The organism is Novosphingobium sp. FW305-C-30-35 (assembly GCF_058783135.1).
The window spans coordinates 2,961,853-2,977,259 of record NZ_JBYSYJ010000001.1 but is presented as its reverse complement, the minus strand read 5'-3'; the positions used below and the strand labels follow the sequence as shown (position 1 = coordinate 2,977,259).

At 60.0% G+C, this 15,407-nt stretch carries 28 protein-coding genes and 1 pseudogene; 14 read left to right on the top strand and 15 right to left on the bottom strand.

Translation table 11 applies throughout. The features are described from left to right. Window positions 1-77: 77 nt before the first annotated feature. Together AC3WLM_RS14815 and istB are read left to right on the top strand one after the other, a co-directional pair. A pseudogene (locus AC3WLM_RS14815) lies at window positions 78-587 on the top strand (Mu transposase domain-containing protein); the annotation flags it as partial. Then, window positions 574-1,302: an IS21-like element helper ATPase IstB gene (istB, locus tag AC3WLM_RS14810; protein ID WP_492478075.1), complete on the top strand. Its 729-nt coding sequence runs from the start codon at window positions 574-576 to the stop codon at window positions 1,300-1,302. The pseudogene AC3WLM_RS14815 and the gene istB, both read left to right, overlap by 14 nt. 115 nt (window positions 1,303-1,417) lie before the next feature. On the opposite strand, the gene AC3WLM_RS14805 is transcribed toward istB, so the two are convergent. The 14 genes from AC3WLM_RS14805 to AC3WLM_RS14740 all read right to left on the bottom strand — a co-directional run bounded on the left by AC3WLM_RS14805 (window position 1,418) and on the right by AC3WLM_RS14740 (window position 9,954). Further along, window positions 1,418-2,551 carry a PBSX family phage terminase large subunit gene (locus AC3WLM_RS14805; protein ID WP_492477785.1) on the bottom strand — a complete coding sequence of 378 codons (1,134 nt, stop codon included), beginning with the start codon at window positions 2,549-2,551 and terminating at the stop codon, window positions 1,418-1,420. Then, window positions 2,514-2,915, bottom strand: coding sequence for a terminase small subunit (locus AC3WLM_RS14800; protein ID WP_492477784.1), 402 nt, complete (start codon window positions 2,913-2,915; stop codon window positions 2,514-2,516). The genes AC3WLM_RS14805 and AC3WLM_RS14800 overlap by 38 nt, the downstream gene beginning before the upstream one ends. 195 nt (window positions 2,916-3,110) lie before the next feature. Continuing rightward, window positions 3,111-3,677, bottom strand: coding sequence for a hypothetical protein (locus AC3WLM_RS14795; protein ID WP_492477783.1), 567 nt, complete (start codon window positions 3,675-3,677; stop codon window positions 3,111-3,113). Window positions 3,678-3,707: 30 nt separating this feature from the next. Beyond that, window positions 3,708-4,019, bottom strand: coding sequence for a hypothetical protein (locus AC3WLM_RS14790; protein WP_492477782.1), 312 nt, complete (start codon window positions 4,017-4,019; stop codon window positions 3,708-3,710). 154 nt (window positions 4,020-4,173) lie between these two features. Further along, complete coding sequence (locus AC3WLM_RS14785) at window positions 4,174-4,734, bottom strand: PDDEXK family nuclease (RefSeq protein ID WP_492476303.1); 561 nt, start codon at window positions 4,732-4,734, stop codon at window positions 4,174-4,176. Continuing rightward, window positions 4,682-4,975: a hypothetical protein gene (locus AC3WLM_RS14780; protein WP_492476302.1), complete on the bottom strand. Its 294-nt coding sequence runs from the start codon at window positions 4,973-4,975 to the stop codon at window positions 4,682-4,684. The genes AC3WLM_RS14785 and AC3WLM_RS14780 overlap by 53 nt, the downstream gene beginning before the upstream one ends. A 49-nt stretch (window positions 4,976-5,024) precedes the next feature. Next, a complete protein-coding gene (locus AC3WLM_RS14775; protein WP_492476301.1) occupies window positions 5,025-5,828 on the bottom strand; it encodes a hypothetical protein in 804 nt (267 codons plus the stop codon). After that, window positions 5,825-6,175 carry a DUF1064 domain-containing protein gene (locus AC3WLM_RS14770; protein WP_492476300.1) on the bottom strand — a complete coding sequence of 117 codons (351 nt, stop codon included), beginning with the start codon at window positions 6,173-6,175 and terminating at the stop codon, window positions 5,825-5,827. The genes AC3WLM_RS14775 and AC3WLM_RS14770 overlap by 4 nt, the downstream gene beginning before the upstream one ends. Next, the gene (locus AC3WLM_RS14765; RefSeq protein WP_492477781.1) at window positions 6,172-6,372 is read right to left on the bottom strand and encodes a hypothetical protein; all 201 of its coding nucleotides are present in this window, start codon (window positions 6,370-6,372) and stop codon (window positions 6,172-6,174) included. Before AC3WLM_RS14765 ends, AC3WLM_RS14770 begins: the two co-directional genes overlap by 4 nt. Further along, the gene (locus tag AC3WLM_RS14760; RefSeq protein WP_492476298.1) at window positions 6,369-6,878 is read right to left on the bottom strand and encodes a helix-turn-helix domain-containing protein; all 510 of its coding nucleotides are present in this window, start codon (window positions 6,876-6,878) and stop codon (window positions 6,369-6,371) included. Before AC3WLM_RS14760 ends, AC3WLM_RS14765 begins: the two co-directional genes overlap by 4 nt. Before the next feature lie 148 nt (window positions 6,879-7,026). Continuing rightward, complete coding sequence (locus tag AC3WLM_RS14755; RefSeq protein WP_004207098.1) at window positions 7,027-8,223, bottom strand: IS256 family transposase; 1,197 nt, start codon at window positions 8,221-8,223, stop codon at window positions 7,027-7,029. 182 nt (window positions 8,224-8,405) lie between these two features. Further along, a complete protein-coding gene (locus AC3WLM_RS14750) occupies window positions 8,406-8,825 on the bottom strand; it encodes a hypothetical protein (protein ID WP_492476296.1) in 420 nt (139 codons plus the stop codon). Window positions 8,826-9,013: 188 nt separating this feature from the next. Then, window positions 9,014-9,208 carry a DNA methyltransferase gene (locus AC3WLM_RS14745; protein ID WP_492478138.1) on the bottom strand — a complete coding sequence of 65 codons (195 nt, stop codon included), beginning with the start codon at window positions 9,206-9,208 and terminating at the stop codon, window positions 9,014-9,016. Between the two features lie 554 nt (window positions 9,209-9,762). Next, window positions 9,763-9,954, bottom strand: a complete 192-nt coding sequence (locus AC3WLM_RS14740) for a Cro/CI family transcriptional regulator (RefSeq protein WP_492477780.1) — start codon at window positions 9,952-9,954, stop codon at window positions 9,763-9,765. Window positions 9,955-10,047: 93 nt separating this feature from the next. Between AC3WLM_RS14740 and AC3WLM_RS14735 the strand changes: the two genes are divergently transcribed. From AC3WLM_RS14735 to AC3WLM_RS14725, 3 genes are read left to right on the top strand one after another with little or no spacing between them, the layout of a single operon-like run. After that, window positions 10,048-10,638 carry a S24 family peptidase gene (locus AC3WLM_RS14735; protein WP_492477779.1) on the top strand — a complete coding sequence of 197 codons (591 nt, stop codon included), beginning with the start codon at window positions 10,048-10,050 and terminating at the stop codon, window positions 10,636-10,638. Between the two features lie 41 nt (window positions 10,639-10,679). Beyond that, a complete protein-coding gene (locus tag AC3WLM_RS14730) occupies window positions 10,680-10,973 on the top strand; it encodes a hypothetical protein (RefSeq protein WP_492477778.1) in 294 nt (97 codons plus the stop codon). 27 nt (window positions 10,974-11,000) lie between these two features. Beyond that, a complete protein-coding gene (locus AC3WLM_RS14725; protein ID WP_492477777.1) occupies window positions 11,001-11,195 on the top strand; it encodes a KTSC domain-containing protein in 195 nt (64 codons plus the stop codon). Here the strand turns inward: AC3WLM_RS14725 and AC3WLM_RS14720 are convergent, their stop codons facing one another. Continuing rightward, window positions 11,196-11,345 (bottom strand): hypothetical protein, encoded by a 150-nt coding sequence (locus AC3WLM_RS14720; RefSeq protein ID WP_492477776.1) that lies wholly within the window; start codon window positions 11,343-11,345, stop codon window positions 11,196-11,198. A 168-nt stretch (window positions 11,346-11,513) separates the two neighbouring features. On the opposite strand from AC3WLM_RS14720, the gene AC3WLM_RS14715 reads away from it, so the two are divergent. The 9 genes from AC3WLM_RS14715 (at window position 11,514) to AC3WLM_RS14675 (ending at window position 15,406) form a co-directional block, all read left to right on the top strand. Beyond that, a complete protein-coding gene (locus AC3WLM_RS14715; protein WP_492477775.1) occupies window positions 11,514-12,242 on the top strand; it encodes a hypothetical protein in 729 nt (242 codons plus the stop codon). After that, on the top strand, window positions 12,242-12,580 hold the full coding sequence (locus tag AC3WLM_RS14710) for a hypothetical protein (RefSeq protein WP_492477774.1): 339 nt from the start codon (window positions 12,242-12,244) through the stop codon (window positions 12,578-12,580). Before AC3WLM_RS14715 ends, AC3WLM_RS14710 begins: the two co-directional genes overlap by 1 nt. After that, window positions 12,577-12,843 (top strand): hypothetical protein, encoded by a 267-nt coding sequence (locus AC3WLM_RS14705; protein ID WP_492477773.1) that lies wholly within the window; start codon window positions 12,577-12,579, stop codon window positions 12,841-12,843. Before AC3WLM_RS14710 ends, AC3WLM_RS14705 begins: the two co-directional genes overlap by 4 nt. Then, the gene (locus AC3WLM_RS14700; protein WP_492477772.1) at window positions 12,843-13,145 is read left to right on the top strand and encodes a hypothetical protein; all 303 of its coding nucleotides are present in this window, start codon (window positions 12,843-12,845) and stop codon (window positions 13,143-13,145) included. Before AC3WLM_RS14705 ends, AC3WLM_RS14700 begins: the two co-directional genes overlap by 1 nt. Before the next feature lie 93 nt (window positions 13,146-13,238). After that, window positions 13,239-13,532 carry a hypothetical protein gene (locus AC3WLM_RS14695; protein ID WP_492477771.1) on the top strand — a complete coding sequence of 98 codons (294 nt, stop codon included), beginning with the start codon at window positions 13,239-13,241 and terminating at the stop codon, window positions 13,530-13,532. Beyond that, window positions 13,525-13,767 carry a hypothetical protein gene (locus AC3WLM_RS14690; protein ID WP_492477770.1) on the top strand — a complete coding sequence of 81 codons (243 nt, stop codon included), beginning with the start codon at window positions 13,525-13,527 and terminating at the stop codon, window positions 13,765-13,767. The genes AC3WLM_RS14695 and AC3WLM_RS14690 overlap by 8 nt, the downstream gene beginning before the upstream one ends. Before the next feature lie 174 nt (window positions 13,768-13,941). Next, on the top strand, window positions 13,942-14,142 hold the full coding sequence (locus AC3WLM_RS14685) for a hypothetical protein (protein WP_492477769.1): 201 nt from the start codon (window positions 13,942-13,944) through the stop codon (window positions 14,140-14,142). Continuing rightward, window positions 14,139-14,786 carry a hypothetical protein gene (locus AC3WLM_RS14680; RefSeq protein WP_492477768.1) on the top strand — a complete coding sequence of 216 codons (648 nt, stop codon included), beginning with the start codon at window positions 14,139-14,141 and terminating at the stop codon, window positions 14,784-14,786. The genes AC3WLM_RS14685 and AC3WLM_RS14680 overlap by 4 nt, the downstream gene beginning before the upstream one ends. Next, entirely contained in the window at window positions 14,786-15,406 is a 621-nt protein-coding gene (locus AC3WLM_RS14675; RefSeq protein ID WP_492478137.1) for an RAD52 family DNA repair protein, read from the top strand. Before AC3WLM_RS14680 ends, AC3WLM_RS14675 begins: the two co-directional genes overlap by 1 nt. Window position 15,407 lies beyond the last annotated feature (1 nt).

The window sequence follows — 15,407 nt, the reverse complement described above, 5'->3', positions numbered from 1 at the left end:
GAAATCATACCTATCATGCAGCGCGACACCTCGTAACACTGGGTGTCGCCTTAGCTCGTAAAACTGGGTGTCCATTGACAGTCATGGCCAGTGCCGCTCGGCAGGTGGTGCAGGTACGCGCCTATGCCGACCGGATCGTGATCCGCCATGCCGGCAAGGTGGTCGCTGAGCATGCCCGCATGTTCGGACGCAACCAGACCGTGCTGGATCCCTGGCATTATCTGCCAGTGCTCGCGCGCAAGCCCGGCGCCTGGCGCAACGGCGCGCCGTTCCATGACTGGGAGCTGCCGCCTGCACTGGCACAGCTGCGTCGCAAGCTAGGCAGGAGCGACGATGCCGACCGGCGCTTTGTGCGGGTACTGGCTGCCGTGATCGACGATGGCCTTGCCGCGGTTGAGGGCGCGATACGCGAAGCCTTGGCGGCAGGCGCGGTCAACGACGAAGTGGTCCTCAATATCCTGTCGCGCCGACGCGAACCGCAGGTAGCGCAGCCCATCGACGTCGTGGTGGACCTCAAGCTCAAGCATCCGCCCATTGCCGACTGCGCGCGCTACGACACGGTGCGAGGCCTTGATGCAGCGGCATGAGATGATCAGCGCCCTGAAGGGGCTGGGCTTGAAGGGCATGGTCGCAGCCTTCGACGATGCGGTCACCCATGGCATCCGCCGCGACCGCTCCGTGATGGAGATGTTGGGCGACCTCCTGCATGCTGAAGTTGCACACCGCGAAGCAGCGTCGATCCGTTACCGCATGACCGCAGCCCGCCTGCCTGCGATCAAGGATCTGGATGGCTTCGTGTTCGACGATACACCGATCAATGAAGGGCTGGTTCGTTCTCTACACGCCGGATCGTTCCTGCCTGAACAGCGTAATATCGTGCTGGTCGGCGGCACCGGCACCGGCAAGACGCACCTGGCCCTTGCCATCGCTGCCGCCGTGGTCCGTGCCGGGGCACGAGGGCGGTTCTTTAACACCGTCGATCTGGTCAATCGGCTCGAGGAAGAGGCCCGTCAGGCCAAGGCAGGCAGCCTTGCAGCGCAACTAGCCCGGCTCGACCTCGTCGTGCTTGATGAGCTGGGATATCTGCCGTTCGCCCGATCAGGCGGCCAGATGCTGTTCCACCTGATCAGCAAGCTCTACGAAAAGACCTCGGTGATCATCACCACCAACCTGGCGTTCGGCGAATGGCCGAGCGTGTTCCACGATGCCAAAATGACGACGGCGCTGCTCGATCGCATTACCCACCATTGCGATATTATCGAGACGGGCAACGACAGCTGGCGGTTCAAACACCGCAGCTGAACCCCTTCCCCCGGACCCCCATCCCCGGCGGTTAACCCGGTGGGTCCACAGGTACCTCCCACGGACGCCGCCGCCAGCGCTCCTGACGGCGCGCGTCGTCGTCCGCGGGGCCCTCCTATGGACTACCGGGATAACCGCCAAAACAACAATCAGCTGGGGTCAATTTTGGACGCCGATAGGGGGTCAAATTTGCGCGCCGGTTGACAGCCACAGTCTTGCAGCGCGGATGCACGATGATGTCGAAGCTGCGCAGAAACTCGACGCCATCCTCGACGCTACCTTGCCCCTTGATTGCCGGGACAATGCGGAAACCCTGCCGCTTCATGTAGCTGACCGTTTCCGGCCTGCTGCTGTCGGCGCGAATTAGAAACTTCCTTGATCCAGGGATGCGGTCGAACAGGGCCGGAGTGCGATCTATCTCGCATCCTACTTCTGAAACCTCTTGGTCCACATAGAGCTTGCGCCCCTCGATGTGACAGCGAACCAGAACAGTCGGATCAACCGCAAAGCCCCAGTCAGCACCGAACCTGTGGACCGCATCAGCCGGTGTATCAAACTCCTGCACTGTCCAGTTACGGAAAACGCGAGCCTCGCTGTTCAGTGCGTAATGCCCCTGCCACACATGCAGGAACTTGTCTGGATCGCGCCGGCGGTCGTCTTCAAGGTCTGCCAGAAGCTCGGCAGGAAGGAATGGGTTGTCGTGCCAGTTAACCTCTATGACCACACTATCGCTAGGCGGGTTCTCGCCACGCAACAGAACGTCAACCGGGTCAGTCGGCTTGTTCGGGTTCCAGCTAAACCATAATTCCGAACCGGGCTTGCGGATCGTCGGGCGCAACAGGTCAAGGCTGCGCTGGCTTAGGCTCTGCGCTTCCTCAACCCAAGCAATGTCAAAACCTTCGAGCGACTTGATCGAGTCTGCCGTATGGTTCTGCATTCCCTGAAAGATGATGACGCCACCCCCCGGCGTCCTGATCTCCGCTTCCAGTATCTCAAACGATGAAACGACACCAAGCCGCCTGATCTTGTCCTCAACCAGCAGTTTGACCGAGTTCTTCAGCGACTTCTGGACTTCACGAACACAGGCAGCGCGAAGGCCGGGTTGCATCAGCGCACGCTCTACCAGCATCTCCGCAAAGAAATGCGATTTGCCCGAACCGCGTCCGCCATGCGCCCCTTTGTAGCGACTGACCTTGAGTAACGGCGCGAACTTACGCGGCGTCTGGATTTGCAGGATCGATGATGACACGTTCGATCCTCTGGACTGTTTCGACAGGTGCGCCGTCCTTGCCGGTCAGTTCGGTTGTCTTCACGTCCCGCCAATCATCCGCAGCCATGTTCTTCAGACCGAAGATGCAGAGCGTCGGGTTGATGTCTTTCTGTGTGCCAGCAGCGCCCATGCGAGCCTGCTTTTCCCACCAAGCCGCGCATTTGGCTTTCGCCCTTTTTACGGCTTCCGAAAATTCAGGATGCTTATCCATCCATTCGTTGATCGTGGAGCGCGCCACGTCGATTTCAGCGGCGAAGCTAGTCAGGCTTGAGCCATCGCTGCAATGCTCAACTACGCGGTCGCAGTAGGCAGGATCGTAGCTGCTCGGACGGCCTGCCGTCATTTTGCCTACGTCCTTTCAGTAACCCCGCATCGCAGCGCACCAGATGCCCCTCGATTGCGGGCTGATCATTGCGAAGGTGGTGGAGCGGGTCGGCCCTGACTTCCGAAGGGCCAAAACGAAAAATGCGCCCGGAGTTTCCTCTAGGCGCAATTCCAATCATCATTTACGGAACGGTGGCATATTAGCGTTTGCTTGTCAAGCCACCTGTTTCATCACCACCCGCGCACCGTTCACTGGGCCTATCGCGTCGATTGCCTTGATCGCAGCGTCTAGGATTATCGTATCGCGCCGGTCCTTGTGCTGTGTGTTCAGCAGGCGGTCCAGCCATGGCGGGCCGTAGTCAGTGAAGCCAGACGCTGTAAGCTGATCGAAGAACGGACGGCACCCGCTGTTGTCCAGACGCGTCATGTTGACCAGGAGCCATTCCTGATCGTCAATGTCACGCTGGCTTGGTGGTGCGTCATGGTCCATTCCACGCGGCGATTGATCCAAGCCGCACCGATAGCGGTCACGCCCGATTATACGCCCGTAGAGCGCGACGAACTTGCGGGCAGTGTCATAGCGGTCCTTTGCCTGCGTTCCCTCTCCAAGAAGCCCTGCGGCGAAAGCGCGGCCCAATGGACTGTTGTAGTCTTGCCCGTAGCGGTGGAAGCGCTGAGACACCCATTCGGAGGGACGGGTCACTTGCGGGTCAACTGGCGTCTTGAGCTTGCCGGACTTGTAGCGCTTGCCGGATTTGCTCGGGCGTCCTTTTCTTGCCATCACCTATCCCCCTTGTTGATTGCGCGGCCCTCATTCCCCGAAGATTGCATTGGTCTGCTCCTTTCCGCAGGACATGCACTTGAGGCGAAACAGGCCATGGCTGTAGTAGGCCGTCAGAGCCTCGCAGCCGCACGCGCACTGGAATACTGCGTCACCTTCCTGCCCGCCGACCGGATAACGCCAGATGCCCTTCATGGATGTGCAGGACGGGCATTCGAGTTGCCAGACGCCGACAGGAGCAACAGCGGTCCACTCGTGGCGGCATCCAATGCAGAGCGCTTCCCCAGCGAGGTGCGGTTCTTCCTTCTTCGGCTTTGCGAATGGAACAATGTCTGCGCTCACTTCCCCGCTCCCTCCACAATGTCCCGAGCCAGAGCGTCAGGAACCTTGCCTTTGTAGGCTGGCCAACGGGTGCGCATGTGCTGGCGTCCGTGGTCAATTGCTTCCCGCCAGAACTCCGCAAGCGTCTTGGCGTGGTGAATGGGAACGTCGTGGATCATTCATGCACCCCGAACCGGCAGGACATGGCGACGCGCGCAGGGCCTGTAATCGGGAAAGGAATGCCTGGAAGATTGCCGACACTTCCGCGCACGGTCAGCATCAGGTTCTGGCATTCGCTGGAAATAAACAGGTCGGACATATCGCCAGTGAAAGCGGCGTCGATCCAACTGCCCGAACTATCGACGGCTCGAATGGTGAAGTCCTCTGTTACAGGCGGCGCACCAACCGCAATCAGGACAGGGCAGCGGCTCGCCTTAGCCAGCATGACTGCAACTCGGCGCTCCCGGTCGGTCGGTTCACCCCCCTTGACCTCAAGCCACACTCCCGGCGTTGGCAACCAGAAGTCAGGCAGATACCAGTCTCCGCCAAGGTCAAAGCCTTCCGGTTCATAGCTATACGGCACACGAAGCTCGTCCAGAAAGACAGCCCAGCGCGCTTCAGTCCGTGAGCGATACTTGATGCCGCGATATTCGGTTTGCAGGGCCTTCATGGTCTGGTCTCCGTTATGCTTTGAGGTTGCTTGCAGCTTCAGCTTTAAGCGCTTCCAATTCGTCACGCGTCGGTGCCCAGCGGTGATGTTCGATCTGGCGTTCAGGCGGCAGTGGCGCGGGGCCAATAATCTTGCGCCGGTTCTGATAGCGCTCCTCGCCTTCCTTGATGATGCCAGGAACAATATGGCCGTGATGCGTGGCGGTCCGGCGAACCTCCCGACAGGCGTCGGCAAGGATGTCGTTCGGCAGATAGGACACTTCTCGGGCGGCGGTGATCAGCCATGCGTCGGCGTCCTCGGCGCTCATTCCGACCGGCTTGACCAAGGCAAGGCAGGTGGACAGCAGGGCAACTGCGTCAGTGGCCCGCGTAGGCTCGATGTTCGGCTTCGAGGCGTTCCGCGACGCTGCGGGCTGTGTCGATGAGCGATGGCTTGGCAGGTTGTGGACGTTGGTCATGTGCGACTCCACTTGCCCTGCGCTGTTCGGCTTGCAGGGTCTTGGTGATCCATTCGATTGGGGCGGAAGGCTGTTCGGCTTGGCAGCGGGAAAGGACCGTAAGCACGGCGCTGTCGCTGTATTCCTTGCGCCACCGTCCGATGAGTGACCGGGCTTGGCGATCAGGAATGCCATTGGCTGTCAGGACGTTCACGCCAGTGCCAAAAATGGCCCGTTGAACGTCAGCAGCAGACAAAGGTAACGGCGCGACAGTGCCAGAAGCTTTAGCTTCTGAACCTTCTGTCTCTGTCTCTGTCTCTGTCTCTGTCTTTGGGGGCGTTACGGTAACGGCTTGTAACGTTTCATCGCCGTTACATTGCGCAGGTTGCTTGTTTTTCTGGCGATGGCGGCGCACCCGCTCGGCGCTGCTGTCGCTTTCATACTGGCGGCGCTTCCAAGCGGCCACATGGGAACCGGTCAGCAACCCGATAGTCCGGAAGGCTTCAACGAGCGCTTCAACAACGGAGAGGGGTTCGCATAGAGCGGCTGCGATGCGGCGGGTCGGAATGTCAATGCGGCCACCGTCATTAACGGCAGCGGCATTTTCCAGTATGAGGTGCCAAGAGGCGACGGAAACCGAGCGCGAGGTGTCAGCGACCATTGCGGCTTCTGCGAGCTTGGGGTCGGTTACAGTCCCCTCATAGGCACGATACCAACGGGTCATTTGACTACCCGAAATTCGATGTCTGGGAACGACGCCTTCGCCAGTGCGAAGCGCAGCGGAAAGTCACGCTCGACAAGCCCGCCCTTGGGCTTCACGTCCTCGACAACCTGGCGATTGCCTTCGATGTAGGTGAAGTCTGCGGTGTAGCGGGCAACCTGTCCGTTACGCATTTTCACGTCGATGCCGTTGACGCTGAAATAGAAGCGTGGGGCAATCTTCAGGGCGAGGATCTGGCCAGCGCGCTCAAGGATGCACAGGTCGTCGCAGCGCTTCGCCTCCGCCTTGCTGTCATGCACGTGACCGGCGTTGCAGCACGTCTTGCGGGCTACATGGAAGTTGCGCTTCACGCGGCCCTCCGATGCTTGCAGCCAATGTCACCACGAACGCCGCACTTGGGGCATGGATCGCGGTGAACGATGGTCAGCGTATCGTGCTTGGCGCGATAGCGTTCGACGGTGTGCGAATGCGGATTGAGAGCATAGCGGGCACGCTCTGAAGGAAACAACCAGCCTTCGCCGGGCGTATCGTCAATAGCTACGGTCATGCCGCCCTCGCTGCGTTAAGAGCGGCGAGGAAGGCGTCGTTACCAGCAAGCTGCGCCAGTTTGGCCCGGTGCATGTCGATGGTTTCCCCATCGTCGTTCATGCCGTCCTGATCGAACTTGGGGCCTGTCTGGGGCTTGCGCTTCGCCTCCAAGCTGAAGATGTTTTCCAGCTTGTCAAAGTCGATGCCATAAGCCTTTTCCAGCTCGACGGACGTGCATGGTTCGGAGGCGCGCAGTTCATCAAGAAACCAGGCAAAGTCCGGTTCCTGCGCCGCGACGCTCAGCGCCTTGTGGTAGGCATGAATGACCGTTGAGTGATCGTTGCGACCGACATAGCGCGCGATCTGCGGGAACGACCATTCGGTGCGCTCACGAAGGATACAGGCCACAGCCTGCCTTGCGCGAGCTTGCTCCCTGCGCCTGCCGGGGACACGAACCATAGCCATGGTGAACCCGGTCAGTTCATACATGCGACGGGCGATGCCGTTTGCTACTGCCACGCTCATCCCCGCACCTGTGCATCAAGGGCGCGGGTCATGTGTCCGCGCTTGTGGGGATTGGGTTCGCTGCGGATTGCCTTACGTGCTGCCAGGCGAGGTCGTGTCCCACGGGGTGGTGTAGGAACCGTCGATCCGCAGTAGGATCAGGTTCGGGTCAGGCAGCCAGAGCTGGCAGGCTGACAATGGGGTTATGGCTCACCGAGCCGAGGGTTTCCAGCGTCATGTAACGGCGTGACACCGCCCACTCATCATTCTGTTCCAGCATGAGTGCTCCGACGAGGCGGACGACGGCGGCGTCATTCGGAAAGATGCCGATGACATCGGCCCTTCGCTTGATCTCCTTGTTCACCCTTTCCAGCGGGTTGGTCGACGCGATCTGCGCCCAGTGCTCCTTCGGGAAGGTCATGTAGGCAAGCACGTCCTCGCGCGATCCGGCCATCATGTCGGCCAGCTTCGGGAACTTCTCGCGCAGGGCATCGGCGACCTGTTCCCATTGCTGGTGAGCCGCTTCAGCCGTTTCCTGCGCAAAGATCGTCTTGATCATGGCGATGACTGCCGGTCGCTGCTTAGGCGCGGCATGTGCCAGCGCATTGCGCATCCAGTGGACCCGGCAGCGTTGCTGGCTCGCGGCGAACACCTTGCTGGCGGCGGCGCGCAACCCCTTGTGGTCGTCCGCGATGACCAGCTTTACCCCGCGAAGTCCCCGGTCGGCGAGCGAGCGCAGGAAGGCTTTCCAGAAGGGTTCCGCTTCTGAAGGGCCGGTGGCAACGCCCAGAACCTCGCGCCGACCATCGGTGTTGACGCCGACGGCGATTATCGCCGCCGTCGAGACGATCCGCCCGCCCTCGCGGACCTTGAGGTAGGTGGCGTCGATCCACAGGTAGGGCCACTCGCCCTCGATCGGCCGCTGCAGGAAGGCGTTCACCCGTTCGTCGATCTCGGCCACCAGACGGCTCACCTGGCTCTTCGAGACGCCGCTGGCGCCCATCGCCTTGACCAGATCGTCGACCGAGCGAGTCGAGACACCGTGGACGTAGGCTTCCTGGATCACCGCCGCCAACGCCTTCTCAGCCGTGCGGCGTGGCTCAAGGAAGCTCGGGAAGTAACTGCCCTTCCTGAGCTTGGGGATCGCCAGCTCGATCCGGCCGGCCCGAGTGTCCCAGCCCCGTTCGCGATAGCCGTTGCGGTGGTTGAGCCGCGCCGGGCTGCGACTGCCCGCAGCCGCACCCGTTCTGGCCTCAATCTCCAGATCCATCATGCGCTCGGCGGCAAATGCCAGCATATCGCGCACCAAATCGCTGTCTGCCCCTTGCTCAATCAGCTCAACAAGGGCCATTCTGTCGTCGGTCATCGTCTTCTTCTCCAGGTTCGAGTTCGCATCCGAACCCTACCAGAAGATCGACGGTGGCCACCCTCTCAGAGAAACCTTCCTACACCACCCCGTGGGACACGACCCCAGGCGAGCATCAAGGTCGTATGTGTCAGGCTCGCAGCGGCCATCAGGACGGCGGCGGAAGAAGTCGAGAAGGCGCATCATGCCACCCCCCGGATACCAGCGACCTTGCCCCCAAGCGTTTCGCGCTCGTTCGGCCCAAGGTCAGTGCCGCACTCGCTGTTTTCGGAGCGAGCAGCGGTGTAGGTAGTCAGCAGGTCAACGCACTTTGCCGCCATGTCGGTGAAGTTGATCTCGTCAGACTGCGCCACAACGCCAAAACCGGCAGGCAGCAGGAGAGACAGCAACTCGTTCGGAATGACGCCACAGAGCGCATGGATCGCCGTGATGGGCATCGTGGTGACGCCAGCGGCATAGTTGCGCAGGCTCTGGTAGCAGATGCCGGTGTCGAGATGGATGGCCTTCAGCGTGAGGCCGTAGCGCATCGGGTCCAGAGCAATGCGAAACATGCGCTTTTGCTCTTCGCGGACACGATCAACGATCATGGTTTCGGGCGGCATGATTATAGTTCCACTTCCGATGTATTTCCGAAGTCATGGAAAGCATTGAAGAAACAGGCGGCTGCGGACATGGATGGGAGGGGAGACCCCGCAGCCGCCCGGAGTTTGCCGGAGACCCGGCAGTTGCGCGCGATGCCGTTCCCGTGGGGGAAGCGGTCAAAAGCGTGCTTGAAAGGATTGAGGCGCATTTAGGCGGCACCCGCGAACAGATCGGACTGCCGATGGGCGGCCTCAATGCGACGACATGCAATGTCAAAATACGGCTCGTGAAGTTCGACGCCGATGAACGGGCGATCCATTTGGACAGCGGCGCAGCCAGTCGTTCCAGACCCCATGAAGGGGTCGACAACAGTCCCTCGCGTCCATTCAATGAATGCGCGCATAAGCTGCACCGGCTTTTCGGTCGGATGATGCTCGTTGCCAGTTCGCGGACAGCGGATCACATCGGTTGGACGCGAACCAGGGAAGTCATGCAAAGGGCCGGGATAGAACAATGCCACTTCCGTCTGCCGAGCATGTTCATGCTCAAGGTCGCCCATGGAGTGATTGTTCTTGACCCAAGTGATGAGGCTTTTCGGCTTCGGGACCGAGAAAAGATTATCCCACCGGCAAAAGAGGTAGGAGCTGTGGCTCGGCTTCAATCCGCAAGCCCAAAACAGCAAATCTTCATTGTCGTCGTTGGCAATGCGTTCGTGCTGTTCAATCCGATGGTTCGACTGGAAGGACATCCCGTATGGCGGGTCGCTGACAACGGAGTCGAACTCAACGCCTTCAAGCACATCCCGGCAATCGCCGAGATACAGCGTGGCGCGTCCTATGGTTTCGACGCGCATCACCGCCTCGTCTCCGCACAGTGGCGCATCCAGCGACCGATGCAGGAGCCAAGAGCCAGCGCCGTTACGGTCCAGATCAGGATTATGGTTGTGGCTTCCATGGGTCAGGCGGCTTTCGATGGTATGGTCGACAGATCGACGCCCTGCTTCTTCGCCAGCTTCGTGATCGCATCGACGCGCCAATTCGGGATTTTTGATCCCTTCCAACTGGACACCGTTGATGGGGTGAGCTTTAGTGCGCGGGCGACAGCAACCGTGCCGCCAAGCGCTTTGATGATGTCGGCTGCGTTCTGCATGGCCTATTGTTACGATAATCGTAACTTGGTTGCAAGCGGATAATTACGATGTCCGTTATATACGGAGCGTTACGATTTTCGCATGGTGTGCCCATGGTCACGCATGACGAAATTCTGGCAGAACTGCGGAAGCGCTTGGAAAAGCGTGGTGCCGCTGCGGCCCTTGCGCGCCTGCTCAACACCACCCCGCCACGCATTGCCGAGATAAAGAATGGCAAGCGGCGCATTCAGCAGCATGAGATGCCCATTCTTGCCGAGTTCTTCGGGATGGGCAGTGTCGAACCGTCAGATACATCCAATCTGGTTTGGGTGCCCGTAATAGGTATTGCAGCGGCGGGCAGTTGGCGCGAAGCTATAGAGGTGCCAGCGTTCCTCGTCCCTCAAATCAGAACCCCGAACTGCAACAAGGCTTTTGCCGTCCAGGTGGATGGCGACAGCATGAACCAGATCCTGCCCGAGCGATCTTATGCGGTGATCGATCCTGACCAACGCGACTTGCGACACAACCGTGTCTATTTGATCCAGAATGGCAGTGGGGAAACCACAATCAAGCGTTTCTGCAATGAGCCTGCACGCTTCGAGCCTGTGTCAGACAATCCGGCCCACAACGTCATTCAGATCGGTGATCAGGACATCATCGTTATTGGGCGCGTGGTGTCTTTCACGAGTGACGCTGGTCTGTGAGGCTTGGCTTCTGGAATAGGCTGGCGATTGTCGCTTTTACCTTGACCGTCATTGCTGGTCCAACATGGTATGTGTTTTCTGTAAACTCCGAACTGGCAGATTTGCAGCAAGCTAGGCTTGATACCTGCACGGCGGTTGCCGCCAGCAAACTGGACAACAAGGCCAACGAGAAGTGTTGGGATGAATTTACCGCCGGTTCGTCAAGATTTATAGGGTGGCGGGAGTGGTTTGAGGCGATCCCCGCCGCAGCTTTATCCTTCGCTGTAATTTACGCGATGCTCGCGGCCATTGTGCAAACTGTGAAATGGGTTTGGCGAGGACGCGCTCCCGGTTGACCGCCCTATCTGTGATGTGAGGAAGCTATGCCGATATTCAACTCTACCGCCATCCGCAGGGCTGAATACAATCCCGAGACCAGACGCATGAAGCTATGGTTCGCGGATGGTGGGGAGTATGACTTTTGTCGCGTCCCTCAAAGCATCTTTGATGGGCTTTGCCACGCATCGTCCAAGGGGCGATATTACCACGCGTTCATCCGCGATAAGTATGACTGCTGACTAACCCTGCGCATCCCTCTGCTCCGGCCCGTCCAGTAGCTCGATCATGCGCGCCATCGCCTGTTCCGCATCGATCCCACCCGGCACCAGGTATTCCACCATCACCGCCTGACACTGCCTAACCAGCGCATCCAACTTACTCGCATCCATATGAGGCTCCGTCGTTTGGCGGGGCCTTTTTCGTGCCCCGTGAGGGCAGTATAGCGGAAGGCAAACCAGTCCGCATCAAAATAATTACGATTTTCGTATTGACGTGATGTTACGGTTATCGTAACAAGTCTCCAGACGCAGCAAGAGCGCTGCACTGGAGACCGAACGATGCAACCCGCATTCCGCAACGCAAAGTATGAAGCAACCGGCGAGACCAAGGATTGGCTCGGCGTAACGCTCCACCGCATCCGCGCCGTGGCTGACATTGCCGCGCTCGGCATCACTGCCGGGACGCTCGGCGGTTGGGTCGAAAGCGAGAAGTGCCTGTCGGTCTACGGCAATGCGTGGGTCTACGGCAATGCGCGGGTCTACGGCAATGCGCGGGTCTCCGGCAATGCGCGGGTCTACGGCAATGCGCGGGTCTACGGCAATGCGCGGGTATTCGACGATGCGTGGGTCTACGGCAATGCGCGGGTCTCCGGCAATGCGCGGGTCTCCGGCAATGCGTGGGTATTCGACGATGCGTGGGTCTACGGCAATGCGCGGGTCTCCGGCAATGCGCGGGTCTCCGGCAATGCGTGGGTCTACGGCAATGCGCGGGTATTCGACGATGCGTGGGTCTACGGCAATGCGCGGGTCTCCGGCAATGCGTCGAAAACTCCCATTCACATCATCGGGCTACGTTGGTCCATCACCATTGCCGATCAGGACATGCAGATTGGCTGTCAGGAACACGCAATCGAACGCTGGTGGGGTTTCGACGACCGCCTGATTGATCGCATGGACAGCGGAGCGCTTGAGTTCTGGAAGGAACACAAGGCGACGTTGCAGGCTCTTTGCGCCGCGACTGGCAGGCCCTTTGCCAAGGCTGAAAAGCCGGAAGTGGGGGCGGCATAATGCGCCACCAGCCCATCCCCCGCCCATGGAACTTCCATTCCGGCGTCCACCACTGCACCACCTGCGACGGCCTTGGTCGCGTGGCATCGCAGGCCCGTCCTTCGACGTGGAACCCGTATCCCGAAACCACCTGCGACGATTGCGGCGGTCGTGAAGGCGTAGAGCCTTGCGAGGTCTGCGGGTCTGAACTTCATGTGCCGGGTTACGACTGCATCGTCTGCCAGATGGTTGACGAACTGCCCCGCCACGCGCTTGCCGATGGTGAAGCGCTGGCCACGGCTATCAAGTCGGCCATGGGGGCGCGCCTCCTGAGCCTTTCGGATCGGAGGGCGGCATGAGCGCCCCCATCTCCAACGTCCGCAGCATCCGTCCTGTCGAGACGTTCCACCGCGCAACAGGCTGGCAGGTTCATTACGATCCCGCAGCCGTGTCTGACCCATGGGTGGCAAGCAATCTGGACAATGGCGAGACGGTGTTCGGGCGCGATCTGGACGAGCTTTCGGAGCAAGTCCCCGCATTTACGCTTGAGCGCCACATTGCGCAGGCTCGTGCTGAAATGGGTGAAGCGCGGTGGGCCGCTTTGAATGCGGAGTGGCTGTGATGGCTGATCCACAAAAGCCCACGCTGCACGAAATCGCAGCAATGCCGTTCCCACGCTCAATGTATGAGATGCGCAAGCACTACAACCCGCATTGGGGCAAGGCAATCGAAGATGACGCCGAGAAGCGCACCTACAAGGTGAAACTGCATTACAGTTACCACGTCAACGAAACTGAAGTCTTCGAGGTTGAAGCGTTCTCCGAAGACGAAGCCGAAGATCTGGCAACAGAACTTTTAGAGCAGTCTTGTCCTGAAGACTTTGAGGTTGATGATGTCGACATCAAGGTCGTTGGCGATGCCTAAGCTGATCGCCCTCGCCTTTGCCCACGAGCCTCGCCTTGTTGCGGCTCTGGTTGGCCTAGCCCTCGTTTTCACCGGAATATGGATTGAGACGCCATGAACGACATACCCGATTGGGCAATCCGACGCTTCTGCGAAGGCGCGGGCCTAAACTACAACCAAGTAATGAGCGCAGGCGGTGAACATGCTGTCACGCTTCGTGTGACCGTTCGGCATGGTGCCTCCATCATCGCCAAGCACGAAACCAAGCCCGTCGATCCTGACGAGGAAGCGGTGAAGCGGATATTCGCGGCGTATTACGGCGACGGTCCAAATCATGGCACATATCTCCCCCCGGAAATGCTCGCCCGCGCCGTCTCTCAATACAAGCAGGAGAAGGGGAATGGTTGAGAACCCGCCAGCATTTCCTTGCGAAACCAATGGCAATGCCAACGGCTTTCAGTCCGGGGCGGCGCTTTGGACTTATCCCGGCATGACCCTTCGTGACTGGTTCGCTGGTCAGGCTTTGGCGGGCGTCATGGCCTACTCTGGAAACGGATACGGGGAACAATCCCTAGACGCTGCGACCATTGCCAGCATTTGCGGGCAGATCGCCGACGCCATGCTTGCGGAGCGCTCCAAGTGACCGCCCACGCAATCCACCGCAACCCGCACCCTATGCGCAGCACAATGCCCTTGCTCCCCATGACCAAGGACGACGCCCTTTTCTGGCAGCTTCGCAAGGAACGGAACCACCGCGCAGCCTCACCTAACGCGCAATCAACCCCGGCAGAGGCTGGCCGGGGGAAAGGATACAGCGATGTCTGACACCGGCATCAACCTGACCGCCATCATGGAGCGCGAAGGCATTGCGAGCATTCATCGCAAGCGCGCCTTGCCCGCCGATGGCTGGTTCTTCGAGGTCAATCTGTGCAGCCAGGTATTCCCCGGATACGGCGATACCGTTGGCGCGGCACTGGCTGACGCGAAGGCCCGCAACACTCCGAGGCTGGCGGCATGAAGGGCCACAACAACCCTCCGCCGTTCGAGGTATGGTCAATGCACATCGAAAGCCTGTTCGAAGTTGCGAACGGAATTACCGATGTAACGAACGACGAACAGGAAGCCGCGCTTGACGAGCTGCTGGACGAGTTCCGCAAGGCCCGCAAGGAAGCCGATGGGGAACGCGCCGCTGAGAAGAAGCCGCACGATGATGCCGCTAAGGCAGTGCAGACCAAGTGGAAGCCTTTGCTCGACCGCTGCGACCTTGCCACGGCGGAAATCAAGGCCCGCCTGACGCCCTACCGCACGGCCAAGCTGGAAGCCAAGAACGCAGCCGCACAGAAGGCCCGCGAGGAAGCGGAAGCCAAACTGAAGGCAGCGCAGGAAGCCATCAAGAGCGACGATCTGGAAGCCCGCTATCAGGGCGAGATAGAGATTAAGGCAGCGTCCAAACTGGCGACCACGGCCAACAAGATCGAGCGTCAGGCAACCGGCCTGCGCAGTTATCAGGTGGCAGACGTAACCGACCGCCGCGCCTTGCTTGAGCATGTGATGCGCACCGATCCCGAGGCGCTGGCAAACTGGCTGGCAGACTACGCCCGCAAGGCACTGCCCGCACAGCTTCCCGGCGTCACCATCCGCATTGAACGAAAGGCCGCGTGATGTTTTCCGCAGAGCAGAAAGCCGCCCTCTCCGCACCGCTTGACCCCAAGCACGTTGCATCCCGTTCGCAGGCAGGCCGGTCCCTGTCCTATATCGAAGGCTGGCACGCCATTGCCGAGGCCAATCGGATCTTCGGATTTGACGCATGGAACCGCGAGACGGTTGACCTGCGACTGCTTGGCGAACCGCGCTCGGTCGATGGCAAGGCCCGCGTCGAATACATGGCCCGCGTCCGCATCACCGTGGGCGACATTGTCCGCGAAGGTTGCGGCTTTGGGCAGGGCATCGACAAGGACGTTGGGCAGGCTCACGAAAGCGCCCTGAAAGAAGCCGAGACGGACGCGATGAAGCGCGCCCTTATGACGTTCGGCAATCCGTTTGGCCTGGCACTTTACGACAAGACGCAGGCCAATGTGCAGGCCGCGCCCGTTCCGACGATCACCGATGAACAGCGCGATGAGATTGCAGTCATGGCGCAGGGCGCAGGCGTCGGCCTCGATAAGATTTGCGCTGCGGCAGGCGTGGATAATCTCAAAGCTATTCCTGCCGAGGCGTTCCCCAAGATCATCAACCGGCTGAAGGCCACCATGCAGGCCAATGCCGAAAAGAAGGCAGCTTAAG

Excerpts from the sequence above, each read along its gene's own strand:
- AC3WLM_RS14710 (WP_492477774.1), top strand. The coding sequence starts at position 12,242 with ATGCGCCACCAGCCCATCCCCCGCCCATGGAACTTCCATTCCGGCGTC.
- AC3WLM_RS14800 (WP_492477784.1), bottom strand. The coding sequence starts at position 2,915 with ATGACGGCAGGCCGTCCGAGCAGCTACGATCCTGCCTACTGCGACCGC.
- AC3WLM_RS14735 (WP_492477779.1), top strand. The coding sequence starts at position 10,048 with ATGGTCACGCATGACGAAATTCTGGCAGAACTGCGGAAGCGCTTGGAA.
- AC3WLM_RS14775 (WP_492476301.1), bottom strand. The coding sequence starts at position 5,828 with ATGACCCGTTGGTATCGTGCCTATGAGGGGACTGTAACCGACCCCAAG.
- AC3WLM_RS14750 (WP_492476296.1), bottom strand. The coding sequence starts at position 8,825 with ATGCCGCCCGAAACCATGATCGTTGATCGTGTCCGCGAAGAGCAAAAG.
- AC3WLM_RS14700 (WP_492477772.1), top strand. The coding sequence starts at position 12,843 with ATGGCTGATCCACAAAAGCCCACGCTGCACGAAATCGCAGCAATGCCG.
- AC3WLM_RS14715 (WP_492477775.1), top strand. The coding sequence starts at position 11,514 with ATGCAACCCGCATTCCGCAACGCAAAGTATGAAGCAACCGGCGAGACC.
- AC3WLM_RS14765 (WP_492477781.1), bottom strand. The coding sequence starts at position 6,372 with ATGACCGTAGCTATTGACGATACGCCCGGCGAAGGCTGGTTGTTTCCT.
- AC3WLM_RS14725 (WP_492477777.1), top strand. The coding sequence starts at position 11,001 with ATGCCGATATTCAACTCTACCGCCATCCGCAGGGCTGAATACAATCCC.
- AC3WLM_RS14690 (WP_492477770.1), top strand. The coding sequence starts at position 13,525 with ATGGTTGAGAACCCGCCAGCATTTCCTTGCGAAACCAATGGCAATGCC.
- AC3WLM_RS14780 (WP_492476302.1), bottom strand. The coding sequence starts at position 4,975 with ATGAGCGCCGAGGACGCCGACGCATGGCTGATCACCGCCGCCCGAGAA.
- AC3WLM_RS14720 (WP_492477776.1), bottom strand. The coding sequence starts at position 11,345 with ATGGATGCGAGTAAGTTGGATGCGCTGGTTAGGCAGTGTCAGGCGGTG.
- AC3WLM_RS14685 (WP_492477769.1), top strand. The coding sequence starts at position 13,942 with ATGTCTGACACCGGCATCAACCTGACCGCCATCATGGAGCGCGAAGGC.
- AC3WLM_RS14675 (WP_492478137.1), top strand. The coding sequence starts at position 14,786 with ATGTTTTCCGCAGAGCAGAAAGCCGCCCTCTCCGCACCGCTTGACCCC.
- AC3WLM_RS14760 (WP_492476298.1), bottom strand. The coding sequence starts at position 6,878 with ATGAGCGTGGCAGTAGCAAACGGCATCGCCCGTCGCATGTATGAACTG.
- AC3WLM_RS14745 (WP_492478138.1), bottom strand. The coding sequence starts at position 9,208 with ATGCGCGCATTCATTGAATGGACGCGAGGGACTGTTGTCGACCCCTTC.
- AC3WLM_RS14680 (WP_492477768.1), top strand. The coding sequence starts at position 14,139 with ATGAAGGGCCACAACAACCCTCCGCCGTTCGAGGTATGGTCAATGCAC.
- AC3WLM_RS14755 (WP_004207098.1), bottom strand. The coding sequence starts at position 8,223 with ATGACCGACGACAGAATGGCCCTTGTTGAGCTGATTGAGCAAGGGGCA.
- AC3WLM_RS14695 (WP_492477771.1), top strand. The coding sequence starts at position 13,239 with ATGAACGACATACCCGATTGGGCAATCCGACGCTTCTGCGAAGGCGCG.
- AC3WLM_RS14740 (WP_492477780.1), bottom strand. The coding sequence starts at position 9,954 with ATGCAGAACGCAGCCGACATCATCAAAGCGCTTGGCGGCACGGTTGCT.
- AC3WLM_RS14795 (WP_492477783.1), bottom strand. The coding sequence starts at position 3,677 with ATGGCAAGAAAAGGACGCCCGAGCAAATCCGGCAAGCGCTACAAGTCC.
- AC3WLM_RS14705 (WP_492477773.1), top strand. The coding sequence starts at position 12,577 with ATGAGCGCCCCCATCTCCAACGTCCGCAGCATCCGTCCTGTCGAGACG.
- istB (WP_492478075.1), top strand. The coding sequence starts at position 574 with ATGCAGCGGCATGAGATGATCAGCGCCCTGAAGGGGCTGGGCTTGAAG.